The 15,397-nt window shown below is 58.9% G+C and carries 16 protein-coding genes; 15 read left to right on the top strand and 1 reads right to left on the bottom strand.

What is annotated here, in order from left to right:
• The first annotated feature begins 2 nt into the window (after window positions 1-2).
• From mltG to KGB03_RS25365, 9 genes are all read left to right on the top strand, one after another.
• On the top strand, window positions 3-1,271 hold the full coding sequence (gene mltG, locus KGB03_RS25325; protein WP_223529718.1) for an endolytic transglycosylase MltG: 1,269 nt from the start codon (window positions 3-5) through the stop codon (window positions 1,269-1,271).
• 19 nt (window positions 1,272-1,290) lie between these two features.
• Window positions 1,291-1,923, top strand: coding sequence for a dTMP kinase (tmk, locus tag KGB03_RS25330; protein WP_223529721.1), 633 nt, complete (start codon window positions 1,291-1,293; stop codon window positions 1,921-1,923).
• Window positions 1,916-2,905: a DNA polymerase III subunit delta' gene (locus KGB03_RS25335; protein WP_223529723.1), complete on the top strand. Its 990-nt coding sequence runs from the start codon at window positions 1,916-1,918 to the stop codon at window positions 2,903-2,905. Before tmk ends, KGB03_RS25335 begins: the two co-directional genes overlap by 8 nt.
• A gap of 42 nt (window positions 2,906-2,947) precedes the next feature.
• Window positions 2,948-3,304: a PilZ domain-containing protein gene (locus KGB03_RS25340; protein WP_008152321.1), complete on the top strand. Its 357-nt coding sequence runs from the start codon at window positions 2,948-2,950 to the stop codon at window positions 3,302-3,304.
• Window positions 3,305-3,318: 14 nt separating this feature from the next.
• Complete coding sequence (locus tag KGB03_RS25345; protein ID WP_111451783.1) at window positions 3,319-4,104, top strand: TatD family hydrolase; 786 nt, start codon at window positions 3,319-3,321, stop codon at window positions 4,102-4,104.
• A 342-nt stretch (window positions 4,105-4,446) separates the two neighbouring features.
• Window positions 4,447-5,085, top strand: coding sequence for a TetR/AcrR family transcriptional regulator (locus KGB03_RS25350; protein ID WP_008152317.1), 639 nt, complete (start codon window positions 4,447-4,449; stop codon window positions 5,083-5,085).
• A gap of 139 nt (window positions 5,086-5,224) precedes the next feature.
• Window positions 5,225-6,193 carry a GTP 3',8-cyclase MoaA gene (locus tag KGB03_RS25355; RefSeq protein WP_046049083.1) on the top strand — a complete coding sequence of 323 codons (969 nt, stop codon included), beginning with the start codon at window positions 5,225-5,227 and terminating at the stop codon, window positions 6,191-6,193.
• 193 nt (window positions 6,194-6,386) lie between these two features.
• Window positions 6,387-6,995 (top strand): DUF4823 domain-containing protein, encoded by a 609-nt coding sequence (locus KGB03_RS25360; protein WP_033056964.1) that lies wholly within the window; start codon window positions 6,387-6,389, stop codon window positions 6,993-6,995.
• A gap of 17 nt (window positions 6,996-7,012) precedes the next feature.
• Window positions 7,013-7,573 carry a DUF1285 domain-containing protein gene (locus KGB03_RS25365; RefSeq protein ID WP_218537676.1) on the top strand — a complete coding sequence of 187 codons (561 nt, stop codon included), beginning with the start codon at window positions 7,013-7,015 and terminating at the stop codon, window positions 7,571-7,573.
• Window positions 7,574-7,632: 59 nt separating this feature from the next.
• Here the strand turns inward: KGB03_RS25365 and KGB03_RS25370 are convergent, their stop codons facing one another.
• Window positions 7,633-8,505, bottom strand: a complete 873-nt coding sequence (locus KGB03_RS25370) for an esterase/lipase family protein (RefSeq protein ID WP_218537677.1) — start codon at window positions 8,503-8,505, stop codon at window positions 7,633-7,635.
• Between the two features lie 211 nt (window positions 8,506-8,716).
• Here KGB03_RS25370 and KGB03_RS25375 point away from each other — a divergent pair, with 211 nt between their 5' ends.
• The 6 genes from KGB03_RS25375 to araH all read left to right on the top strand — a co-directional run bounded on the left by KGB03_RS25375 (window position 8,717) and on the right by araH (window position 15,169).
• The gene (locus KGB03_RS25375; protein WP_008152308.1) at window positions 8,717-9,433 is read left to right on the top strand and encodes a FadR/GntR family transcriptional regulator; all 717 of its coding nucleotides are present in this window, start codon (window positions 8,717-8,719) and stop codon (window positions 9,431-9,433) included.
• A gap of 129 nt (window positions 9,434-9,562) precedes the next feature.
• Window positions 9,563-10,438, top strand: a complete 876-nt coding sequence (locus tag KGB03_RS25380; RefSeq protein WP_223529725.1) for an SMP-30/gluconolactonase/LRE family protein — start codon at window positions 9,563-9,565, stop codon at window positions 10,436-10,438.
• A gap of 198 nt (window positions 10,439-10,636) precedes the next feature.
• Window positions 10,637-11,455, top strand: a complete 819-nt coding sequence (locus KGB03_RS25385; protein WP_008152305.1) for an SDR family oxidoreductase — start codon at window positions 10,637-10,639, stop codon at window positions 11,453-11,455.
• A 122-nt stretch (window positions 11,456-11,577) separates the two neighbouring features.
• The gene (locus KGB03_RS25390; protein ID WP_218537680.1) at window positions 11,578-12,582 is read left to right on the top strand and encodes a substrate-binding domain-containing protein; all 1,005 of its coding nucleotides are present in this window, start codon (window positions 11,578-11,580) and stop codon (window positions 12,580-12,582) included.
• Window positions 12,583-12,646: 64 nt separating this feature from the next.
• On the top strand, window positions 12,647-14,191 hold the full coding sequence (araG, locus tag KGB03_RS25395) for an L-arabinose ABC transporter ATP-binding protein AraG (RefSeq protein WP_223529727.1): 1,545 nt from the start codon (window positions 12,647-12,649) through the stop codon (window positions 14,189-14,191).
• Between the two features lie 9 nt (window positions 14,192-14,200).
• A complete protein-coding gene (gene araH / locus KGB03_RS25400; protein WP_111451791.1) occupies window positions 14,201-15,169 on the top strand; it encodes an L-arabinose ABC transporter permease AraH in 969 nt (322 codons plus the stop codon).
• Window positions 15,170-15,397 lie beyond the last annotated feature (228 nt).

The following is a 15,397-nucleotide window of genomic DNA, read 5'->3' on the forward strand; positions in this document are numbered from 1 at the left end:
ACGTGAGACGTAAATTCTTGCTGCTGCTGGAAACCGGATTGGTTCTGGCAGGGCTGTGTCTGGGCGCTTCTGCCTGGAAAATCCATTCGGCGCTGGAACAGCCGCTGAACATCACCCAGGAAGAGCTGCTGGATGTGCCCAAAGGCACGACACCGACCCGCACCTTCTATCGACTCGAAGCCGATGGCGTCATCAAGGACGCTTTCTGGCTGCGGGTGTATTGGCGCTTCAATCTCGCCAAGCAACCGTTGCACAAGGGCGAGTACCGCATGCAGCCCGGCATGACCGTCGAAGGCTTGATTGACCTGTGGAAACGCGGGGAAATGGTTCAGTACAGCCTGACTCTGGTCGAGGGCTGGAATTTCCATCAGGTCCGCGCTGCTCTGGCCAAGGATGAAAAACTCGAAAAGACCCTCGATGGTTTGAGTGATAGCGAGGTGATGGACAAACTCGGTCACAGCGGGATTTTTCCGGAAGGGCGATTCTTCCCTGACACCTACCGCTTCGTGCGCGGCATGACCGATGTCGAGCTGCTGAAAAAAGCCTACGACCGTCTTGATGAAGTCCTCGCCAAGGAGTGGAGCCAGCGCGCCGCTGACGTGCCTTACACCGAACCCTATCAGGCGCTGATCATGGCCTCGCTGGTGGAGAAGGAAACCGGTGTGCCGCAGGAGCGCGGGCAAATCGCTGGCGTGTTTGTACGGCGTATGGAAATGGGCATGTTGTTGCAGACTGATCCGACCGTGATCTACGGCCTCGGTGATCGTTACAACGGCAAATTGACTCGCGCCCACCTCAAGGAACCGACGCCGTACAACACCTACGTGATTTCGGGACTGCCGCCGACCCCGATCGCCATGGTCGGCCGCGAAGCGATTCATGCAGCGCTGAACCCGGTGGCGGGCAATAGCCTCTATTTCGTTGCGCGTGGTGATGGCAGCCACGTGTTCTCCGATGATCTGGACGCGCACAATAACGCTGTGCGTGAGTTCCAGATCAAGCGCCGTGCCGACTATCGCTCCAGTCCGGCGCCAACCACTGCGCCAGAGGCGGCGGATGAGCAGGCACCGATTCCGGCGGCTTCGCCCGACACAGTCCTCGAGGCTGTGCCGCAAGTGCCGTCGCAAGAGACTGCTAAGACGGCGCCACCAGAGCCGCAAGCGCCGCAAGCGCCTGACCCGTCGCCATCTCCGGAGCCGGCGCAAGCACCCGCTCAAGAACCCGCAGCCGCGCCCGAACCGAATGCAGCCGCGCCGCAAAGCCCGCAATGACTCTGACTAAGGACTGCCTGTGACTGGCTTGTTTATTACCCTGGAAGGCCCGGAAGGGGCCGGCAAGAGCACCAATCGCGAATACCTGGCCGAGCGCCTGCGCGCCGCGGGTATCGAGGTCGTGCTGACTCGCGAACCAGGCGGCACGCCGTTGGCCGAGCGGATCCGCGAAGTGTTGCTGGCGCCGGTTGACGAAGTCATGAACCCCGACACCGAGTTGCTGTTGGTGTTCGCCGCGCGAGCCCAGCATCTGGCCGAGGTGATTCGTCCGGCACTGGCCCGCGGTGCGGTGGTCCTGTGTGATCGCTTTACCGATTCGACCTATGCCTATCAGGGGGGCGGTCGCGGCCTGTCGCTGGAGCGCATCGCGACCCTGGAAACCTTCGTTCAGGGCGATCTGCGTCCGGACCTGACGTTGATTTTCGATCTGCCGGTGGAAGTGGGCCTGGCCCGCGCCAGTGCTCGCGGTCGCCTGGATCGCTTCGAACTCGAAGGCCGAACCTTTTTTGATGCGGTGCGCAGTGCTTTCCTCAAGCGTGCTGAAGCGGATCCTGCGCGGTATGTCCTGGTCGATGCCGCCCAGCCGTTGGCGCAGGTTCAGCAGGCACTGGATGCCTTGCTGCCGCGTCTGCTGGAGTTGACCCGTGGCTGAAGCCTATCCGTGGCAGGACAGTCTCTGGCAGCATTTGGCCGGTCGCAAGCAACATGCCCACGCCTATCTGCTCCATGGCCCGGCCGGGATCGGCAAGCGCGCGCTCGCCGAGCGCTTGATGGCCAGTTTGCTGTGCCAGCGCCCGAGCGCCGCCCACGATGCTTGCGGCGAATGCAAATCCTGCTTGTTGCTCAAGGCCGGCAGTCACCCCGACAACTACATTCTGGAGCCGGAAGAAGCCGATAAGGCGATCAAGGTCGATCAGGTTCGTGATCTGGTCAGCTTCGTGGTTCAGACTGCACAGATGGGCGGTCGCAAAGTGGTGCTGATCGAGCCGGCCGAGTCGATGAACATCAACGCCGCCAACGCCTTGCTCAAAAGTCTTGAAGAACCTTCCGGTGATACCGTGTTGCTGCTGATCAGTCACCAGGCCAGTCGTTTGCTGCCGACGATCAAGAGTCGCTGCCAGCAGCAGGCCTGTCCGCTGCCGAGCGAAGCCATGAGTCTTGCATGGCTGGCGAACGCTTTGCCGGATTGCTCGGAAGAAGAGCGCATCGAGTTGCTGACCCTGGCCGCCGGTTCGCCACTGGCCGCCGTCAACTTGCAGACCCAGGGCGTGCGCGAGCAGCGGGCGCTGGTGGTCGATGGCGTGAAAAAGTTGCTCAAGCAACAACAGTCGCCGACGCAACTGGCCGAAGGCTGGAATGCGATTCCGCTGTTGCTTCTGTTCGACTGGTTCTGCGACTGGTCGAGCCTGATCCTGCGCTATCAGCTGACCCAGGACGAAGAGGGCCTGGGACTGGCGGACATGCGCAAGGTGATTCAGTACCTGGCGCAGAAAGCCGGCCAGGACAAAGTCCTGAATATTCAGGACTGGATTCTCGCCCAGCGCCAGAAAGTGATGAGCAAAGCCAACCTCAATCGGGTGTTGTTGCTGGAGGCGCTGTTGGTGCAATGGGTGGGTTTGCCTACCCAGAAGTGACCGACTGTGCCTAGACTCTGAGCATCTGCAACGGAGGTCAGCATGAATGAACTCGTCAATCCGGGGCCGCGCAACGGCATTTTGTCCCTGACGATCAAGGACAAGTCCGTGCTTTACGCGGCCTACATGCCGTTCATCAAGAACGGTGGCCTGTTTATCCCGACCAACAAGAGTTACAAGTTGGGCGATGAGGTATTCATGCTGTTGCACCTGATGGACGAGCCGGAGAAGATTCCGGTCGCCGGCAAGGTCACGTGGATCACCCCCAAAGGTGCGCAGGGCAACCGGGCCGCCGGCGTCGGCGTACAATTCAACGAAGGCGACAATACCGCGCGCAGTCGAATCGAAACCCATCTGGCCGGAGCCCTGAAATCCGACCGTCCCACTCATACGATGTAAGTTGCAGCCCTTTTATGCTCGTAGATTCCCATTGCCACCTTGATCGCCTCGACCTCGCCGCCCACGACGGCTCCCTGGATGCTGCTCTGGATGCGGCCCGTCAGCGCGGGGTAGGGCACTTTCTGTGTATCGGCGTCAGCGTCGAGAATGCTGCCGACGTCAAAGCCCTGGCCGAACGTTACGACGACGTCGACTGTTCGGTTGGCGTGCATCCGCTGGACGTGCAACCGGGCGCCGCGCCAGCACTGGATTGGCTGTTGCGCGAGCTCAACCACCCGCGTGTGGTTGCGATCGGTGAAACGGGCCTGGATTATTACTACGAGCCAGAAGCGGCAGAGTTGCAGCAGGAGTCGTTTCGCCTGCATCTGCAAGCGGCACAGCAGACGGGCAAACCGGTGATCATCCACACCCGTGGTGCCCGCGCCGATACGTTGAACCTCCTGCGTGAAGCCGCGCTGCCCCAGGCGGGCGTGCTGCATTGCTTTACCGAAGACTGGGACATGGCCAAAGCGGCGCTGGACATGGGGTATTACATTTCCTTGTCCGGGATTGTCACTTTCCGCAATGCCGATGCTCTGCGTGACGTAGCCAGTAAAGTGCCGGCGGACCGATTGCTGGTGGAAACCGACTCGCCTTACCTGGCGCCGATCCCTCATCGCGGCAAGCCGAACCTGCCGCAGTACGTGCGCGACGTAGCGGAATTTCTGGCAATGTTGCGAGGTGAGCCCTACGAGCGGTTTGCCGAGCAAACCACTGAGAATTTCAAGCGACTGTTTCCCCTGGCGCATGTGAAAGGTTAAATCGCAGGCAAAAAAAACCCGGGTTCTGGGGGGTGAATCCGGGTTAAGACCATTAGGAGTAAAACAAAGGCACGCGGTCCGTTGGTACCTATATCGGCGCAACACTTGGGGGAGATGTCCCGCCGACAGTTGAAGTATTGATCAGTATTGCGCCGAGTCCAGTTTGCCGGCGCCGGTTTTTAAACAAATTTGGAATACGGGCGCTTCGGTTGAGTTCTCATTCATCTGCGAGGCTGCCGGAATTCATCAAGAAACACATATATGGTCGGATGATCCGTGCATTTTTGCGCAAGTTAGGCATAATACGCGGCTTCGAATTTTGACCCCTACAGACCTTTTCTTATGCATAAAGAACCTCGTAAGGTCCGTGAGTTTCGTCGCCGCGAGCAAGAAATTCTCGATACCGCGCTCAAGCTGTTCCTCGATCAAGGTGAAGACAGTGTCACCGTCGAGATGATTGCTGATGCCGTCGGTATCGGCAAAGGCACGATCTACAAGCACTTCAAATCCAAGGCCGAGATCTATCTGCGCCTGATGCTCGATTACGAACGCGATTTGAACGAGCTGTTGCATTCGGCCGATGTCGACAAGGACAAGGAAGCCCTGTCCCGGGCCTACTTCGAATTCCGCATGCGCGACCCTCAACGCTATCGGTTGTTCGATCGCCTGGAAGAAAAGGTGGTCAAGGGCAATCAGGTGCCGGAGATGGTCGAGGAGCTGCACAAGATTCGTGCCTCGAACTTCGAACGTCTGACCCTGCTGATCAAGGGCCGGATCAGCGAAGGCAAACTCGAAGACGTTCCGCCTTACTTCCATTACTGCGCATCCTGGGCGCTGGTGCACGGCGCCGTGGCGCTGTATCACTCGCCGTTCTGGAGCAATGTGCTGGAAGATCAGGAAGGTTTCTTCCAGTTCCTGATGGACATCGGCGTACGCATGGGCAACAAACGCAAACGCGATACCGACACCCCGAGCAGCTGAACCATTCAGTTGCCTTATTGCGCCATGATTTCGCTACGTGGTGCAGTACCGCAGGAATATACTCAGGCATAGGACTTGCTAAAACTTGATTTGTGAGTCAAGTTTTAGTGGTCCGAATATTCTTCCGCCGGAGTAGTCCATGATCGTTGACCGTCAAGGCAGGCGTTTTCGCAATTTGCGAATCAGTCTGACTTCAGCCTGCAATTACGCTTGTACCTACTGCGTGCCCAACGGCAAGCGATTGGTCGCTGCGCAGGATGAATTGTCGGCCGAGGCCATGGCGCGTGGCGTGGCCTATCTGATCGAAGCCGCCGGCATTGAGCGTTTGCGCATCACCGGCGGCGAGCCGCTGGTCAGCCCCAAACTCGAAACCTTCATGACCGCTGTCGGGCAGATGGGCCTGGCGGACATCAGCCTGACCACCAACGGTCAGCTGCTGGCGAAAAAGCTGCCACTGCTGGTGGATGCCGGCATTCGTCGCATCAACGTTTCCCTCGATACCCTGGATGCCAGCGCTTTTCGCAGCATTGCCCGTGGCGGCGATCTGGCGACTGTGCTCGACGGTATGGATCAGGCCAGCGCCGCCGGCCTGAAGATCAAGGTCAATATGGTGCCGCTGCGTGGGCAGAACCTCGATCAAGTGATGCCGCTACTCGATTACTGTCTGGAGCGCGGCTATGAGCTTCGCTTCATCGAGTTGATGCGCATGGGCCATCTGGCCAGCGACTCGAATGCTTTCCTGCAGCAGTTTGTCAGCCTTCAGCAGTTGCTCAGCCTGATCGGCGAGCGCTACGAATACCTTCAGGCCGATGCGCCAGTAGACGCCACCGCCGTGCGTTACCAGATTCCGGGTCAGGGCTACTTCGGCGTTATCGCCAACGAAAGCGTTCCTTTCTGCCGCACCTGTTCGCGGCTGCGTCTGTCCTCCACGGGCTGGTTGCATGGCTGCCTGTCGTCGAGCAACCGCCACTATGTCGGCGACCTGCTGGACAAGCCCCGTCATCAAGCGTTGCCTGCCTTGCAGAGACTCTTGGTGAAAGCCTTGGGTGATAAGCAGGAAGTGGCATTTTCCGGTGGCGCGACCATCATGAAAATCATTGGCGGCTGATCGGGCCTCATCGCGGGCAAGCCTTGCTCCTACGGGTTGGGTGGCGACCACCATTTTGTGAGCGATACAAAACCGTAGGAGCAAGGCTTGCCCGCGATTGCATTCCATCAGGTGACGATGAGTATGAGCTGGCGCGGAAGCTGCATCCCATGGCCATTCGCCGGTTTTCCGTCACCGGCCTCTGGAGGGTAGGATGCGTAGCCTGGTTTTGCTGCTGGCCGTTTTGGCGCTTGGTGGCTGCATGAATGTCAGCGATCTGGCTGAAGGGACTCGCTACCACATGAGCGACGCGGGGCTGCTCGACCATAGCGACAGCCGCCGTGTGAACAACCTGCGCATCCAGCCGGATTCATTCGTCTATATCGCCCAGGGCGCTTTTGTGCCGCCAGGCAGTACTGTCTACCCACGACCTAACGTGATTGCCGAAGTCGCCTTCGATGGCTTTGTCGAATACTTCCCCATGGTCCGCCGCGCCCGTGCCCCGGAAGGTCTTGATCAAGCCATGGGCGAAGCTCGTGCCGCCGGTGCCCATTACCTGCTCTATACCCGGTTCGCCAAGTCTGATGACCGTATCGGCAACTCGGACGAGTGGCTTGATCAGGAAGCCCTGGATCGCCTCGGTATCGATGGCGGCGTGATTCAGATCATGTTGATCGAGACCAGCACCCAGTATTTGATTGATACTGCACGTATCAAGGGTCGTGGCGGTTTACTGACGTTCCACGACAAAAAGCCAGAAGACCTGATGGGCCCGCCGCTGGAACAATACGCGCGCAGCCTGCTGGGGCTCAGCGACCAGTAATTCAAAAGGAGAACGCCATGAGTGGCCCGCAAAAAGCCAACGACCTGTTGGGGCAAATCCCCAAAACCAAAGGCTTGCCGCCGGTCCACCTGTGGAACCCCGATTTCTGCGGCGACATCGACATGCGTATCGCCCGCGACGGCACCTGGTATTACCTGGGCACGCCGATCGGGCGCAAGCCGATGGTCAAGCTGTTCTCTACCATCATCCGCCGCGATGGTGACGATTACTTCCTCATCACCCCGGTCGAGAAGGTTGGCATCAAGGTCGACGATGCGCCCTTCGTGGCGATTGCCGTGGATGTCGAAGGCGAGGGTGAAAACCAGGTCCTGCGCTTTACCACCAATGTTGACGAGACCGCCGAGGCCGGCTCCGAACACCCCATGCGCGTGGTGATCGACCCGGTCACGCAAGAACCTGCGCCCTACGTGCATGTGCGCACCAACCTTGAAGCCCTGATCCACCGCAACGTGTTCTACCAACTGGTGGAGCTGGCCGTCACCCGCGAGATCGACGGGCAGCGCTGGTTAGGTGTGTGGAGCGCTGGCGAGTTCTTTCCCATCGGGCTTGAGCCGTAATTCGCCGGGTTGTTGTGTTCTGGAAAATGGCCCGCTATTCGAGCGGGCCATTTTTTTGCCTACAAACCTTTGTCCTTAAGCCGAGCCGCATGTTCAAGATAGAGGCGGACCGGGCTTACGTTCCAACTCGTGATCCCGGCCATTTGATTGACTGCGTCGAAATGGTCCATCGGATAATCCGAACGAATGACTTTGCCCAGGTGCGAGCTGTACTGTCCGACGAGCCCATCGTTGGCGTGTTTCTCTTTATAAAATAACTTCGACAGCACGATACAGTTCAAGTGGGACGGATCGAGCGGTTGCAGGCTTTGAAATTTTTGTACGATCCCGCTCCAGGAGTAGTAGTACACGCCGTTTTCAATTTCGTTACCTTCCCCACCCCATTGTTTCGGTAATCCTTGCGGGTACTTGCGATTGAAAGCAGCCAACCCCGCGCTAGTCAGGGACTCGAAGGCCGCTTGAGGGTCCTGAGGGTTTTCCGGATGGTCGCTGATCAGCGAAATGAAGGTGCCGACTGCTTTGAACAGGGCGAGTACGAGCGCTTCGGGCAGCTCACCAGGCGTCAGCGCCTTATGCAACTGGTCGGCAATTTCGGAGCCGTGATTGGGGCAACTGACAGAAGTGACTGATGCGACCTTTTCCGGGTGTAGCGCCGCTACGTAACGTGCCGCCAATGGGCCTTGGCTATGGCCGATCAGATTGACCTTGGCAGCTCCCGTTTCCCGCAATAGGCGATTGACGTGTTCGAGCAGTTTTTTACCGCGCTCCTCGTTTCCGTTAACGGCTGGAATGTTGACGGAAAACACCGTGGCCCCGGCATGTTCCAGAGCTTCCTTGATCTCGAAGAAGTAGGGATAACCGGCAATTTTATCGAAGCCAAAAAGACCGTGGACCAAAACAATCGGGTATTGCGTAGACGCATCCATGTTCATGCTTATACCTGTCGATAGCGGACTTGAGTGGAACAGATGCTATTGACTGCTTGATCTGTCGCGGCTAACCGTAGGTCACAATGTGGGTTCGTTCAAATTGTTCGTCTGAATGCAATCAGATCGAAAAATTCAAATTGACACTCAATCGTATGATGATTAGCGTGGACACCCATCGCGAACGGCTTTGTGCCGTCCCTGAATCGAGGTGTCCATGTCCAGCAGTTTTCATGCGTCGACGGTCGATTGGCTGGGTTGCTGGATCGCCACGGGGCAGGTCAAGCCAGGTGAGACGCTCAAGGTCGAAGCCGACCTGGGCGAGCAGCTCGGTGTCAGCCGCACGGTTATCCGCGAGGCCATCAAAACCCTGGTCGCCAAGGGCATGCTCGAGGTCGGGCCCAAGGTCGGCACGCGGGTGCTGCCGGTGCGCCGGTGGAACCTTTTCGATCCGCAAGTCGTCGGCTGGCTGTCGCGCAGCGGCTTGCCGGAAAACTTCGTCGACGACTTGCTCGACCTGCGCCGCACCATCGAACCCATGGCCGTACGCTGGGCTTGCGAGCGCGCTACCGTCGAGCAGGTTCACGCCATCCTTCAGGCTTACAACGCATTGGAGCGGGCAGTGGACAGCGGCATCGATTACAACCGTGCCGACCAGTTCTTCCACGAGTGCATCCTCGCTGCCAGCCACAATCAATTCATCGAACAAATGGTCCCGGCCCTCGGCGCGCTGCTGGCGGTGTCGTTCGAAGTGTCCGCCGCCGACCCGGACGAACTGCGCCGTACGCTGCCGATTCACAAAGACATGGCTGAGGCCATCGCCGCCCGGGATGCCGCGCGGGGAGTGTGGGCCTGCATGACCCTGATCGATAACGCCGACCTGGCCATCAAGCGCTTCTACCCGCAAGTCATGGCTGACAAGAAGGCCAGCTGACAATACAAAACCCTGTGGGAGCGGGCTTGCTCGCGAAGCGGTGTGTCAGGTAACCGTGATGTTGAATGTACCGACACCTTCGCGAGCAAGCCCGCTCCCACATAAAAAAAGAACAACGCAGGAGGTTTCATGGAGTGGACTGCGGTTACCGAACACCGGGCACGACTGGGCGAAGGCCCGTTCTGGGACGCGCCGACCCAGGCGTTGTACTGGGTTGATATTGCCGGTCAACAGGCGCTGCGGCTGATTGGTGCCAACGTGCAGATCTGGCAAATGCCCGAGCACGTGTCTGCCTTCATCCCTTGCGAAAGCGGTGATGCGCTGGTGGCGTTGAATAGCGGCGTGTATCGACTCGATCTGGATTCCCCCGGCCTGGAACCACGATTGACCTTGCTCTGCGTCGCCGATCCGCAACCCGGCAATCGCGCCAATGAAGCCCGCTGCGATGCTCAGGGCCGTCTCTGGCTCGGCACCATGCAGAACAACATCGGCGAGCAGGGCGAAGACGTGCCCATTGTCCGGCGTTCCGGTGGCCTGTTTCGTATCGATCGCGATGCTCGGGTCACGCCGTTGCTTCGCGGGTTGGGCATCCCGAACACGTTGTTGTGGAGCGACGACGCGACCACCGTGTATTTCGCCGATAGCCTCGACAACACGCTCTACCAGTACTTCATTCGCACTGATGGCAGTCTAGACCCGGCCCACATCTGGTTCGGGCCGCATGAGCGCGGCGAGCCGGATGGCTCGGCGATGGATGCCGAAGGTTATATCTGGAACGCCCGCTGGAATGGCAACTGTGTGCTCAGGCTGACCCCTGACGGGCAGGTCGATCGCGTGATCGAGCTGCCCATCAGCCGCCCCACCAGTTGCGTATTTGGCGGTGAAGACCTCAAAACCCTGTACATCACCAGCGCCGCGAGCCCGCTCAACCATGCGTTGGACGGCGCGTTGCTGTCGATTCGAGTCGATGTGCCCGGAAAAACCTGTACGCGGTTCGCGGGTTGAATCCCAAAATATGGGATGCAAAATTATATATTGAGATTATTTGGCGGTCGGGTTTATAGTCGGCTCCATCAGTTACACGCACTCACACTTAAAAAAACAAAACAGGTGAAGTGATGCAGCGATTTTCCAAAAAGCCTTTTGACCGGACATCGACAGATGCCCGGTTTTTGTCGTGCCTTCGAAAAGGAGTCTTGATCCATGGCTGAACCTCTTTCCTTGCCACCGGTGCCCGAACCGCCGAAGGGTGAGCGCCTGAAAAACAAGGTCGTGCTGCTGACCGGTGCTGCTCAGGGTATCGGCGAGGCGATTGTTGCGACCTTCGCTTCCCAGCAGGCCAAGCTGATCATCAGCGATATCCAGGGTGAGAAAGTCGAAAAAGTCGCGGCCCACTGGCGGGACAAAGGCTTCGACGTGCAGGCAATCAAGGCTGACGTTTCCAACCAGCAAGATCTGCACGCCATGGCCAGACTGGCGATCGAGCTTCACGGTCGCATCGATGTGCTGGTCAACTGCGCTGGGGTCAACGTGTTCCGCGATCCGCTGGAAATGACCGAGGAAGACTGGCGTCGTTGCTTCGCCATCGACCTGGACGGCGCCTGGTATGGCTGCAAAGCGGTGCTGCCGCAGATGATCGAGCAGGGCATCGGCAGCATCATCAACATTGCCTCGACCCATTCCACGCACATCATTCCCGGCTGCTTCCCGTACCCGGTGGCCAAGCACGGTTTGCTCGGCCTGACCCGCGCCCTGGGCATCGAATATGCGCCGAAGGGCATTCGCGTCAACGCCATCGCGCCGGGTTATATCGAAACCCAACTGAACGTCGATTACTGGAACGGTTTTGCCGACCCACATGCCGAGCGTCAGCGCGCTTTCGATCTGCATCCGCCACGTCGCATCGGGCAGCCGATCGAAGTCGCCATGACCGCTGTATTCCTGGCCAGTGATGAAGCACCGTTTATCAATGCCTCGTGCATCACCATCGATGGCGGTCGCTCGGTCATGTACCACGACTGAGTCAATCGGGTTTCAGACGCGGAACTACGTCTGAAATCCAATCATCATACGATATGACTATTGGCTGCACAGTTTGATTGGCTTTCAAATAACGCTCAAAAAAAATAACAAGGAGTCAGCTTATGAATCGTCGTCGTGGGATCCGTTCCCTGTGCTGTGCCGCTTTGGCGGTCACCGCGGTCAGCCTGAGCAGTTCGTTGCTGGCGGCCGAGGAAGTGAAGATCGGTTTTCTGGTCAAACAGGCGGAAGAGCCCTGGTTCCAGACCGAATGGGCATTCGCTGAAAAGGCCGGGAAAGAGAAGGGCTTCACCGTCATCAAGATCGCCGTGCCCGACGGCGAGAAAACCCTCTCGGCCATCGACAGCCTCGCCGCCAACGGTGCCAAGGGTTTCGTGATCTGCCCGCCAGACGTATCCCTCGGCCCTGCAATCATGGCCAAGGCCAAGCTCAACGGATTGAAAGTCATCGCCGTCGATGACCGCTTCGTCGATGCCGGCGGCAAGTTCATGGAAGACGTTCCGTACCTCGGCATGGCCGCGTTCGAAGTCGGCCAGAAACAGGGCAGCGCCATGGCCTCCGAAGCGAAGAAACGTGGCTGGGACTGGAAAGACACCTACGCGGTGATCAACACCTTCAATGAACTCGACACCGGCAAGAAACGCACCGACGGTTCGGTCAAAGCGCTGGAAGACGCCGGCATGCCGAAAGACCACATCCTGTTCTCGGCGCTGAAAACCCTCGACGTACCCGGCAGCATGGACGCCACCAATTCGGCGCTGGTGAAACTGCCGGGCGCGGCGAAAAACCTGATCATCGGCGGCATGAACGACAACACCGTGCTGGGCGGCGTGCGCGCCACCGAAAGCGCCGGTTTTGCCGCGGCCAATGTGATCGGCATCGGCATCAACGGCACCGACGCCATCGGCGAATTGAAGAAGGCCAACAGCGGCTTCTTCGGCTCGATGCTGCCGAGCCCGCACATCGAGGGCTACAACACCGCCAGCATGATGCACGACTGGGTCACCACCGGCAAAGAACCGCCGAAGTACACCGCGATGGATGACGTAACGCTGATCACTCGCGAGAACTTCAAGCAGGAACTGGAAAAGATCGGCCTCTGGAACTGAGGCACGGTTGATTTCATCGGTGGCCCTGGCGACGGGGCTGCCTGATCTGTGTGATGAGGTGGTTATGCACGCGCAAACAAAAATACAACAACACAATGCAGGCGGCAGCTTGCGCTTCAACGGGATCGGCAAGACCTTTCCCGGGGTGAAGGCGCTGGATGGCATCAGCTTCATCGCCCACCCGGGCCAGGTTCACGCCTTGATGGGCGAGAACGGCGCCGGCAAATCGACCCTGCTGAAAATCCTCGGCGGGGCTTATACCCCAAGCAGCGGCGACCTGCAGATCGGCGAGCAGGTGATGGCCTTCAAGTCCACCGCCGACAGCATCGGCAGTGGCGTCGCCGTGATCCATCAAGAGCTGCACCTGGTCCCGGAAATGACCGTGGCAGAGAATCTGTTCCTCGGTCATCTGCCGGCCAGTTTCGGCCTGATCAATCGCGGCGCGTTGCGGCAACAGGCACTGGCTTGCCTCAAGGGCCTGGCCGATGAAATCGATCCGCAAGAGAAAGTAGGGCGCCTGTCCCTCGGGCAGCGGCAACTGGTGGAAATCGCCAAGGCTTTGTCCCGTGGGGCGCATGTGATCGCGTTTGACGAACCGACCAGCAGCCTGTCGGCGCGGGAGATTGATCGTTTGATGGCGATCATCGGTCGCCTGCGCGACGAAGGCAAAGTGGTGCTTTACGTCTCCCATCGCATGGAAGAAGTGTTCCGCATCTGCAACGCGGTGACGGTGTTCAAGGACGGTCGCTTTGTGCGCACGTTCGAGGACATGAGTGAACTGACTCACGATCAGTTGGTGACCTGCATGGTCGGTCGCGACATTCAGGACATCTACGATTACCGCCACCGTCAGCGTGGCGCGGTGGCGCTCAAGGTCGACGGTTTGCTGGGGCCGGGTTTGCGTGAGCCGGTGAGTTTCGAGGTGCACAAAGGCGAGATTCTCGGGCTGTTCGGTTTGGTCGGTGCCGGTCGTACCGAGCTGTTCCGCATGCTCAGCGGGCTTGAGCGCAACACTGCCGGGCGCCTGGAATTGCGTGGCCATGAACTGAAGTTGCGTTCACCCCGCGATGCGATTGCCGCCGGGATTCTGCTGTGCCCCGAGGACCGCAAGAAAGAGGGGATCCTGCCGCTCGCCAGCGTCGCCGAAAACATCAACATCAGCGCTCGCGGCGCCCATTCCACCTTCGGCTGCCTGTTGCGTGGCCTGTGGGAGAAAGACAACGCCGACAAGCAGATCAAAGCGCTGAAAGTGAAGACCCCCAACGCGGCGCAGAAAATCATGTACCTGTCCGGCGGCAATCAACAGAAGGCCATTCTCGGCCGCTGGCTGTCGATGCCGATGAAAGTGCTGCTGCTCGACGAACCGACTCGCGGCATCGACATCGGCGCCAAAGCCGAGATCTACCAGATCATCCACAACCTGGCCGCCAGCGGCATCGCGGTGATCGTGGTCTCCAGCGACCTGATGGAAGTGATGGGTATTTCCGACCGCATCCTGGTGCTCTGCGAAGGCGCGATGCGCGGCGAGCTGTCTCGCGCAGAGGCCAATGAATCCAACCTGCTGCAACTGGCTTTGCCGCGCCAACGCGCCGACGGCGTGGCGAACTGAGAGGTGACTATGACAATCCAAAACAACGCTTTACCCACCCAGCGCAAACCTCTGGACCTGCGGCGCTTTCTCGATGACTGGGTGATGCTGCTGGCGGCTGTCGGGATCTTCGTGCTCTGCACCTTGCTGATCGACAACTTCCTCTCGCCGCTGAACATGCGTGGCCTGGGCCTGGCGATTTCGACGACGGGAATTGCCGCGTGCACCATGTTGTATTGCCTGGCGTCCGGGCATTTCGATTTGTCGGTGGGCTCGGTGATTGCCTGCGCCGGCGTGGTCGCCGCGGTGGTGATGCGCGACACCGACAGCGTGTTTCTCGGTGTGGTAGCGGCGCTGTTCATGGGGCTGATCGTCGGGTTGATCAACGGCATCGTGATCGCCAAGCTGCGGGTCAATGCGTTGATCACCACGCTGGCGACCATGCAGATCGTTCGCGGCCTGGCTTACATCTTCGCCAACGGCAAAGCGGTGGGCGTGTCGCAAGAGCAGTTCTTTGTCTTCGGTAACGGCCAGTTGTTGGGTGTGCCGGTGCCGATCCTGATCACCATCGTGTGCTTCCTGTTTTTCGGCTGGCTGCTGAACTACACCACCTACGGGCGCAACACCATGGCCATCGGCGGTAACCAGGAAGCGGCGTTGCTGGCCGGGGTGAACGTTGACCGGACCAAGATCATTATCTTTGCCGTGCACGGGGTGATCGGGGCGTTGGCCGGGGTGATTCTGGCGTCGCGCATGACATCCGGACAGCCGATGATTGGCCAGGGGTTTGAGCTGACGGTGATTTCTGCCTGTGTGTTGGGCGGGGTGTCGTTGAGCGGCGGGATCGGCATGATTCGGCATGTGATTGCCGGGGTGCTGATTTTGGCGATTATCGAGAATGCGATGAACCTGAAGAATATCGATACGTTTTATCAGTATGTGATTCGGGGTTCGATTTTGCTGTTAGCTGTCGTGATCGACCGCCTCAAACAACGCTAAAACCTGCGTGCGTGCGTGCGAGCCTGCTCGCGAAAGCGGTTTGTCTGACACAAATATGTTGGATGTGCCGACGCCATCGCGAGCAGGCTCGCTCCCACATTGGTCTGTGTTTAAACACAATTTTTTGTGTTTGGCGCAAATCCCCTGTGGGAGCCAGCCTGCTGGCGATTGACCGCGCAGCGGTCACTTTTCAAGGTTCATCCTCCCGTCACCTCCCCTAAATATCCC

The organism is Pseudomonas sp. BF-B-26 (genome assembly GCF_019956495.1).
In the GTDB taxonomy this organism is placed as follows: Bacteria; Pseudomonadota; Gammaproteobacteria; order Pseudomonadales; family Pseudomonadaceae; genus Aquipseudomonas.

Excerpts from the sequence above, each read along its gene's own strand:
- KGB03_RS25340 (WP_008152321.1), top strand. The coding sequence starts at position 2,948 with ATGAATGAACTCGTCAATCCGGGGCCGCGCAACGGCATTTTGTCCCTG.
- KGB03_RS25345 (WP_111451783.1), top strand. The coding sequence starts at position 3,319 with ATGCTCGTAGATTCCCATTGCCACCTTGATCGCCTCGACCTCGCCGCC.
- KGB03_RS25350 (WP_008152317.1), top strand. The coding sequence starts at position 4,447 with ATGCATAAAGAACCTCGTAAGGTCCGTGAGTTTCGTCGCCGCGAGCAA.
- KGB03_RS25355 (WP_046049083.1), top strand. The coding sequence starts at position 5,225 with ATGATCGTTGACCGTCAAGGCAGGCGTTTTCGCAATTTGCGAATCAGT.
- KGB03_RS25360 (WP_033056964.1), top strand. The coding sequence starts at position 6,387 with ATGCGTAGCCTGGTTTTGCTGCTGGCCGTTTTGGCGCTTGGTGGCTGC.
- KGB03_RS25365 (WP_218537676.1), top strand. The coding sequence starts at position 7,013 with ATGAGTGGCCCGCAAAAAGCCAACGACCTGTTGGGGCAAATCCCCAAA.
- KGB03_RS25370 (WP_218537677.1), bottom strand. The coding sequence starts at position 8,505 with ATGAACATGGATGCGTCTACGCAATACCCGATTGTTTTGGTCCACGGT.
- KGB03_RS25375 (WP_008152308.1), top strand. The coding sequence starts at position 8,717 with ATGTCCAGCAGTTTTCATGCGTCGACGGTCGATTGGCTGGGTTGCTGG.
- KGB03_RS25380 (WP_223529725.1), top strand. The coding sequence starts at position 9,563 with ATGGAGTGGACTGCGGTTACCGAACACCGGGCACGACTGGGCGAAGGC.
- KGB03_RS25385 (WP_008152305.1), top strand. The coding sequence starts at position 10,637 with ATGGCTGAACCTCTTTCCTTGCCACCGGTGCCCGAACCGCCGAAGGGT.
- KGB03_RS25390 (WP_218537680.1), top strand. The coding sequence starts at position 11,578 with ATGAATCGTCGTCGTGGGATCCGTTCCCTGTGCTGTGCCGCTTTGGCG.
- araG (WP_223529727.1), top strand. The coding sequence starts at position 12,647 with ATGCACGCGCAAACAAAAATACAACAACACAATGCAGGCGGCAGCTTG.
- araH (WP_111451791.1), top strand. The coding sequence starts at position 14,201 with ATGACAATCCAAAACAACGCTTTACCCACCCAGCGCAAACCTCTGGAC.